The 6,553-nt window shown below is 70.1% G+C and carries 6 protein-coding genes and 1 pseudogene; 5 read left to right on the forward strand and 2 right to left on the reverse strand.

Annotated features, from left to right (window positions below; all coding sequences use genetic code 11):
* The first annotated feature begins 5 nt into the window (after nt 1–5).
* Complete coding sequence (locus AC1RSI_RS15560) at nt 6–980, forward strand: contractile injection system protein, VgrG/Pvc8 family (protein ID WP_291753978.1); 975 nt, start codon at nt 6–8, stop codon at nt 978–980.
* A 133-nt stretch (nt 981–1,113) separates the two neighbouring features.
* On the opposite strand, the gene AC1RSI_RS15565 is transcribed toward AC1RSI_RS15560, so the two are convergent.
* A complete protein-coding gene (locus AC1RSI_RS15565) occupies nt 1,114–2,319 on the reverse strand; it encodes an NAD(P)/FAD-dependent oxidoreductase (protein ID WP_154727055.1) in 1,206 nt (401 codons plus the stop codon).
* 152 nt (nt 2,320–2,471) lie between these two features.
* Here AC1RSI_RS15565 and AC1RSI_RS15570 point away from each other — a divergent pair, with 152 nt between their 5' ends.
* Genes AC1RSI_RS15570 through hisB form a run of 4 tightly spaced genes read left to right on the forward strand, consistent with a single transcriptional unit; the run spans nt 2,472 to nt 6,428 of the window.
* On the forward strand, nt 2,472–2,762 hold the full coding sequence (locus AC1RSI_RS15570) for a YerC/YecD family TrpR-related protein (protein WP_154727054.1): 291 nt from the start codon (nt 2,472–2,474) through the stop codon (nt 2,760–2,762).
* A gap of 10 nt (nt 2,763–2,772) precedes the next feature.
* The gene (gene hisG / locus AC1RSI_RS15575; protein ID WP_008262146.1) at nt 2,773–3,654 is read left to right on the forward strand and encodes an ATP phosphoribosyltransferase; all 882 of its coding nucleotides are present in this window, start codon (nt 2,773–2,775) and stop codon (nt 3,652–3,654) included.
* On the forward strand, nt 3,654–4,961 hold the full coding sequence (gene hisD / locus AC1RSI_RS15580; protein WP_154727053.1) for a histidinol dehydrogenase: 1,308 nt from the start codon (nt 3,654–3,656) through the stop codon (nt 4,959–4,961). The genes hisG and hisD overlap by 1 nt, the downstream gene beginning before the upstream one ends.
* Before the next feature lie 42 nt (nt 4,962–5,003).
* Nucleotides 5,004–6,428, forward strand: a complete 1,425-nt coding sequence (hisB, locus tag AC1RSI_RS15585; RefSeq protein ID WP_447941193.1) for an imidazoleglycerol-phosphate dehydratase HisB — start codon at nt 5,004–5,006, stop codon at nt 6,426–6,428.
* A gap of 38 nt (nt 6,429–6,466) precedes the next feature.
* Here hisB and AC1RSI_RS15590 read toward each other — a convergent pair.
* Nucleotides 6,467–6,553, reverse strand: a pseudogene (locus AC1RSI_RS15590) (hypothetical protein); the annotation flags it as partial.

Below are 6,553 nucleotides of genomic sequence, written 5' to 3' on the forward strand. Positions count from 1 at the left end.
CCTGCATGATCCGTTTGGGCGGCCGGGACATCACCGGCGCGATTCAGGATCGCCTCATCTCGATAACGATCACCGACAACTCTGGTGAGCAGAGCGACGAAGTCGAGATCGAGCTAGACGACCGGAACTATGCCGTCGCTGAACCGCGCAAAGGTGCGGAGCTGACCATCGCTCTCGGCTATGCCGGCGAGCCGCTTCAGCCTCTCGGCCGCTTCGTCGTTGACGAGGTGTGGCCCGAGGGACCGCCCGACATCCTGAAGATCAAAGGGAAGGCGGCGGACATGCGCACCGGCTTGAAGGCCGCCAAGACCCGCGCCTGGCGCGAGACCACCATCAACGACATCGTGTCCAAGATCGCGGGCGAACACGGCCTGACGCCGGCTGTGGGTGGGGGCCTGGGTGGTCAGGCGATCCAGCACCGCGATCAGTCCGCCGAAAGCGACCTTCACTTCCTGACCCGGCTGGGCCGTGACTACGGCGCTGTTGCTGCGCCAAAGGATGGCCGGTTGGTTTTCGCGCCGCCCGCCTCTGGCGTGTCGGCGTCAGGCCGCCCCTTGGCTGAAGTGGCGCTGGCGCGGGGCGACCTGACCGATTGGAAGGGCGTGTCGGCCGACCGAGACAGTTATGGGACCGTGAAGGCGCGTTACCGGCTGATGGACGAGGCCAGAACCGCCTATGCCATCGCCGGCAGCGGCGAGCCGGCGCGCACCCTTCGGACGACTTATCCCGACGAGGCCAGCGCCAAGGCCGCTGCCGAAGCCGAGCTGACGCGCCTGGGTCAGGCGACAGGCGGGGTCGAACTGACGATGCCGGGCCGGCCCGAGATCGCCGCCCAGTCTCCTATTCGTCTGTCGGGCATTCGTCCCAGCCTGTGCCGGCGTTGGATCGCCACCACCGTCACGCACCGCCTGGACTGGTCAACAGGCGGCTTCGTCACTACCGTCGCCGCGAACCTTACGGGCAAATCAGAGGGCGCTTAAACGACCCTCAACGGCCCCTTTAAGGCGTCGCTATTTTGCTCCAGAAACAAGTGTCCCGATTTCCAAAATCAAATGTCGCGCTACAGTCGCTCCGCGACCGCCCTCCCCCGCAGGGGGAGGGAGAAGGCCTGTGTCACACCCCCACGGCCTTCATCGACACCGCCTGATCCGCCAGCTTCGCCACATCCACCGGCGTCGCCTTGCCGATCAACTGCTTGCCCGCCATGAACTCCGGCGGCGCATTGACCGCCTCGACGCAGACCACCCGGTCGCCGCTCAGGTGAAACACGGCAAAGCCCCCCGCCGTCGGGTCGCCCCGCACCACCTGACTGTCCGCGTCGAACGGCAGGCCGGCGATCTGAAGCTTGAAGTCGTACTGATCGGACCAGAACCACGGAACCTCAGGCGCCGGTCCCGGCCGCCCGACGATGGCCGCCGCCGCCTGCTTCGCCTGTTCCAGCGCATTGGGCACGCTCTCCAGCCGGTGCGAGACCCCGCCGTGAACCGGGATCGGCCGCCGCGTCATGTCGCCGACGGCGAAGATGGCCGGGTCGCTGGTCCGCGCCTGATCGTCCACCACCACCCCGTCGTCGCAGCGCAGGCCCGCCGACCGCGCCAGGCTTTCGCAGGCCAGGGCGCCCACGCCGACCAGCACAGCATCCGCTTGCACCACCGATCCGTCCGCCAGGGTCACGCCATCATGGGCGACTGCGACCACCTCGGCCCCGGTCAGGATCTCGACCCCGTGCGCCCGATGCTGGGCGGTGAAGAAGGTCGACAGGGTCTCCGACGCCACCCGCGCCAGCACGCGCGGCGCCCGTTCGATCACCACCGCCTCGGCGCCCAGGGCCCGGGCCGAGGCCGCCGCCTCCAGCCCCACATAGCCGCCGCCGACCACCGCCAGCCGCTTGCCCGGTCCCAGCACGGCCTTCAGCCGCTCGGCGTCCTTCAGCGTCCTCAGCTCCAGCAGGTCGGGATGATCTCCGCCCGGCACAGGCAGTTTCCGCGCCGTCGATCCCGTCGCCAGCACCAGGACGTCATAGGTCTCGCTCGATCCGTCATGGAAGGCGACCGTCTTCGCCTCCGGATCCACCGACACGGCGACCGTCGACGGCCGGAACTCGATCCCCTGTTCTTCATAGAAGCTCAGCGGCCGCAGCAGCAGCGCCTCCAGATCCGCCTCGCCCTTCAGCCAGGCCTTGGACAGGGGCGGCCGCTGATAGGGCGGCGCATCTTCCTCGCCCACCAGCACGATGGGGCCTTCATGGCCGTATTGCCGCAGAAAGGCCGCGACGGAGCCGCCGGCGTGCCCGGCGCCGATGATCAGGATCTTGGTCATGGGCGGACAGATAGAGCGGCGCGCGGGCGGGCGTAAGTCGTGATTGGTGAATCGTGAATCGTGACTGAAGCCCGCGCGCCCAATCACGAGTCACCAGTCACGGCTCACGTCACCCCTTGACCGTTCCACCGTTACAGCATAGTGGAACGCAGATGACGACCCCGCCCGCCCGCGACGCCCTCCATGATGCCCTGCTGTCGATGCAGACGCGCGAGGAGATCGACGCCTTCCTCGCCGATCTCTGCACCCCGGCGGAACTGCGCGCCTTCGCCGAGCGCTGGCAGGTGGCGCGCCTGCTCGACGCCGGCGGCAAATCCTATCGCGAGATCGCGGCCGAGGCCCACGCCAGCCCCACCACCGTCGTCCGCGTCGCCCGCTATCTCAAAGACATGCCGCACCAGGGCTACCGCCTCGCCCTGGATCGCCTGAAGAACACGAACTGAGTATCCGAACATGAGCACCGCCCAGGGCCGGCTTCGCATCGCCGTCCAGAAATCCGGCCGTCTGGCCGACCGCAGCCTCGACCTGATCCGCGACGCGGGTCTGAAATGGGTCAAGGGCCACAACGATCTGCTCTATCGGGTCGAGAACTATCCGATCGACCTGCTGCGCGTCCGCGACGACGACATCCCCACCTTCGTGGCCGACGGCGTCTGCGACCTGGGGATCGTCGGCGAGAACGTGCTGGAGGAAGGCCGCAACGGCGGTCCCAACGCCTCGGTCGTCATGCCCCTGGGCTTCGGCCGCTGCACCCTGAAGATCGCCACCCCGCCGACCCTGGCCTATGACGGCCCGGCCTCTCTGGACGGGCTGCGCATCGCCACCTCCTATCCCAAGATCCTGCGCCGCTTCCTGGACGAGCGGGGCGTAAAGGCGGACATCGTCGTCATGCGCGGCGCCGTCGAAGTCGCCCCCCGACTGAAGCTGGCCGCCGCCATCTGCGACCTGGTCTCGACCGGCGCGACGCTGGAGGCCAACGGCCTGGGCGCCAAGGAGACGGTGCTGGAAAGCCAGGCCGTCCTGATCCAGTCGCCCGTCGCCCCCGAGCCCGGCCTGCAGCACCTGCTGGACAGCGTCATCGAGCGGATGTCCGGCGTGGTGTCCTCGCAAGGCGCGAAATACGTCATGCTGAACGCCCCGCGTTCGGCGCTGGATGAGATCACCGCCATCCTGCCCGGCGCCGGTTCGCCCACCGTCATGCCCCTGTCGGGTCGCGACGACGCGGTCGCCGTCCACGCCGTCTGCCAGGAGGCCGTCTTCTGGGAGACGCTGGAGAAGCTGAAGGCCGCCGGCGCCTCGGCCATCCTGGTCCTGCCCATCGAGAAGATGATGTGATGAAGCTGATCGACTGGTCTTCCCTCGACGCCGCCGGCAAGAAGGCGGCCCTCGCCCGCCCGGCCCAGCGCACCGCCGGCGACGTCACCGAGGTGGTCCGCGCCATCCTGGACGACGTGCGGATGCGCGGCGGCGCGGCGGTCGCCGACTGGTGCCTGAAGCTGGACAAGGCCCCGCCCCGCCGCATCGCCATCACGCCCGAAGCCGTGGCCGAGGCCCGCAACGCCCTTCCCCCCGGCGACGTGCGCGCCCTGCGCATGGCGGCCGAGAATGTGCGCGTCTTCCACCAGGCGACCAAGCCGGAGGACACCCCCTTCATCGAGACCACCCCCGGCGTGCGCTCCAAACTGGCCTGGCGTCCGATCGCCTCGGCTGGCCTCTACATCCCCGGCGGCACCGCCCCCCTGTTCTCGTCCCTGCTGATGCTGGCCATCCCGGCTGGCGTCGCGGGCGTTGGCGAACGGGTCGCCGTCACGCCGCCGAACAAGGACGGCGGAATCCACCCCGCCATGATCCTGGCCGCCGCCGAGGCGGAGCTGGACGCCCTCTGGCTGATGGGCGGGGCCCAGGCCATCGCCGCCCTGACCTTCGGCGTCGAACTAGAGGACGGGATCATCCCCGCCTGCGACAAGCTGTTCGGCCCCGGCAACGCCTATGTCGCCGAGGCCAAGAAACAGGCGTCTGCTCTTCCGGGCGGCCCCGCCGTCGACATGCCGGCCGGCCCGTCCGAACTGATGGTCATCGTCGACCGCGACGCCGCGCCCGAGATCGCCGCCGCCGACCTGCTGAGCCAGGCCGAACACGACGCCGACGCCCAGGTCATCCTGGTCTCCACCAGCCGCGCCACCATCGACTACATCCTGTCGGAGGTTGAGGTTCAGGTCGCTGCGCTGCCGCGCGAAGCCATCGCCCGCGCCTCGCTGAACGAAGCCCGCGCCATCCTGGTCCGCGACCTCGACGCCGCCGCAGAGGTCGCCAACCTGTATGGCCCCGAACACCTGGCGATCCAGATCGACGATCCCGAGCCCCTGGTGGATTCCATCAAGGCCGCCGGCGCCGTCTTCGTCGGCCGGTTCGCCGCCGAGACCCTGGGCGACTACGCGGCCGGCCCCAGCCACGTCCTGCCGACCGACGGCGGCGCCCGCACCCTGGGCGGCGTCACCACCGCCAGCTTCATGACCACCATGTCGGTCCAGCTGGTCAGCGAGGCCGGCGCCTGCGCGCTGGCCCCCATCGCCGCCCGCCTGGCCCGGATGGAGGGCCTCGAAGCCCACGCCCGCGCGGCGGATCTGAGGGCTGAAGGATGAACGCTTCCGCATCATTCCTCCCCCAACGGGGGAGGATTTCAAATGACCCTGCCCGCCCCCTATCCCCCGCTGGTCTCCGGCGGCGAAGGCCTGGACCGCTATCCCGGCGAGCCTGCCGCCCTCGCCGCCCGCATGGCCGCGATCTACGCCGTGCCCGCCGACCAGGTCCTGCCGGTCCGCGGCCTGACCCACGGGCTGGAGCTGGCCTATCGCCTCGCCGCCCGCGACGGCGGTTCGGTCGAGGCGCCCAAGGCCGAGCCCTATGACAGTCTGGCCGCCATCTATCCGGCCAAGGGTGAACCCGCAGTCGTCGTCATCCGCGCCCTCGGCTCGCCCGAGGCCGTCGCCGAAATGGCCGCCCGCGTCGCCCCCGCCCTGCTGGTGGTGGACGAGGGCCTGATCGAGTTCTCCGACAGCGTCTCGGCCGCCACCGTCGTCGCAGATCAGCCGAACCTGGTCGTGCTGCGCAGCCTGTCCCTGGCCTATGGCCTAGCCGGCGCCCGCGTCGGCGCCGCCATCGCCCAGGCCCCGACCCTGGCCCGCCTGGCCTCGGTGCTGGAGCCCTACGCCCTGCCCGAACCCCTGGTGCGGTTGGCGCAACAGGCGCTGGACCCGTCGCGGATGATCGAGACCGCCGAGCGCATCGCCTCGGTCCGCCGCGAGCGCGAGCGGATCGCCCGCGAACTGGGCCGCCAGATGCCGGTCGAGCCCGGCGTCGGCCCCATCGTCATGGCCCGGCCGGAAGACCCCGCCGCCGCCCTGGCCGCCCTGACGACCTATGGCGTCGCGGCCGATCTGTCCGGCGAGCGCCTGCGCCTGCCCGTCTCGATCAAGCCCGAGGTCAACGACCGGCTGCTGGCCGCCTTCGGCCTGACGCCCGCCAAGCGCCGCCCGGCCCGCGTCGGCCAGGCCGTGCGCGATACGAAGGAGACCCGTATCGTCTGCGCCGTCGATCTGGACGCCACCGGCCCCATCAAGATCGAGACCGGCGTCGGCTTCTTCGACCATATGCTGGAGCAGATCGCGGCCCACGGCGGCTTCTCCCTGCGGCTCCAGTGCGAGGGCGACCTGCACACCGACCCGCACCACACGATCGAGGACAGCGCCATCGCCCTGGGCCAGGCGCTGAAACAGGCGCTGGGCGAGCGCAAGGGCATCGCCCGCTACGGCTTCGTCCTGCCGATGGACGAGGCCAACGCCACCGTCTCCATCGACCTGTCCGGCCGTCCCTATCCGTTGTTCGAGGGCGCGTTCGACACCCCGTTCATCGGCGACTACCGCACCGACCTGACCGCCCACGTCTTCCGCTCATTGGCGGAAGCGATGGGCGCCGCCGTCCACATCAAGGTCACGGGCCAGGACGACCACCACAAGACCGAAGCCGTCTACAAGGCCTTCGGCCGCGCCCTGCGCCAGGCCATCCGGGTCGAGGGCGACGCGGTGCCGTCCACCAAGGGGGTGTTGTGATGAAATCCTCCCCCGTCGGGGGAGGGGGACCGCGAAGCGGTGGAGGGGGCCGGCCCGCCGGGATAGCCGAGGCCCAGCGCCTTGGCGATCTTGTCGAAGGCCTCGCCGGCCGCGTCGTCGATAGT

Source organism: Brevundimonas sp. GW821-FHT10E09 (genome assembly GCF_058809375.1).

Bases quoted from the DNA above. Each gene is read 5' to 3' on its own strand.
- AC1RSI_RS15560 (WP_291753978.1), top strand. From the start codon at position 6: ATGATCCGTTTGGGCGGCCGGGACATCACCGGCGCGATTCAGGATCGC.
- AC1RSI_RS15565 (WP_154727055.1), bottom strand. From the start codon at position 2,319: ATGACCAAGATCCTGATCATCGGCGCCGGGCACGCCGGCGGCTCCGTC.
- AC1RSI_RS15570 (WP_154727054.1), top strand. From the start codon at position 2,472: ATGACGACCCCGCCCGCCCGCGACGCCCTCCATGATGCCCTGCTGTCG.
- hisG (WP_008262146.1), top strand. From the start codon at position 2,773: ATGAGCACCGCCCAGGGCCGGCTTCGCATCGCCGTCCAGAAATCCGGC.
- hisD (WP_154727053.1), top strand. From the start codon at position 3,654: ATGAAGCTGATCGACTGGTCTTCCCTCGACGCCGCCGGCAAGAAGGCG.
- hisB (WP_447941193.1), top strand. From the start codon at position 5,004: ATGACCCTGCCCGCCCCCTATCCCCCGCTGGTCTCCGGCGGCGAAGGC.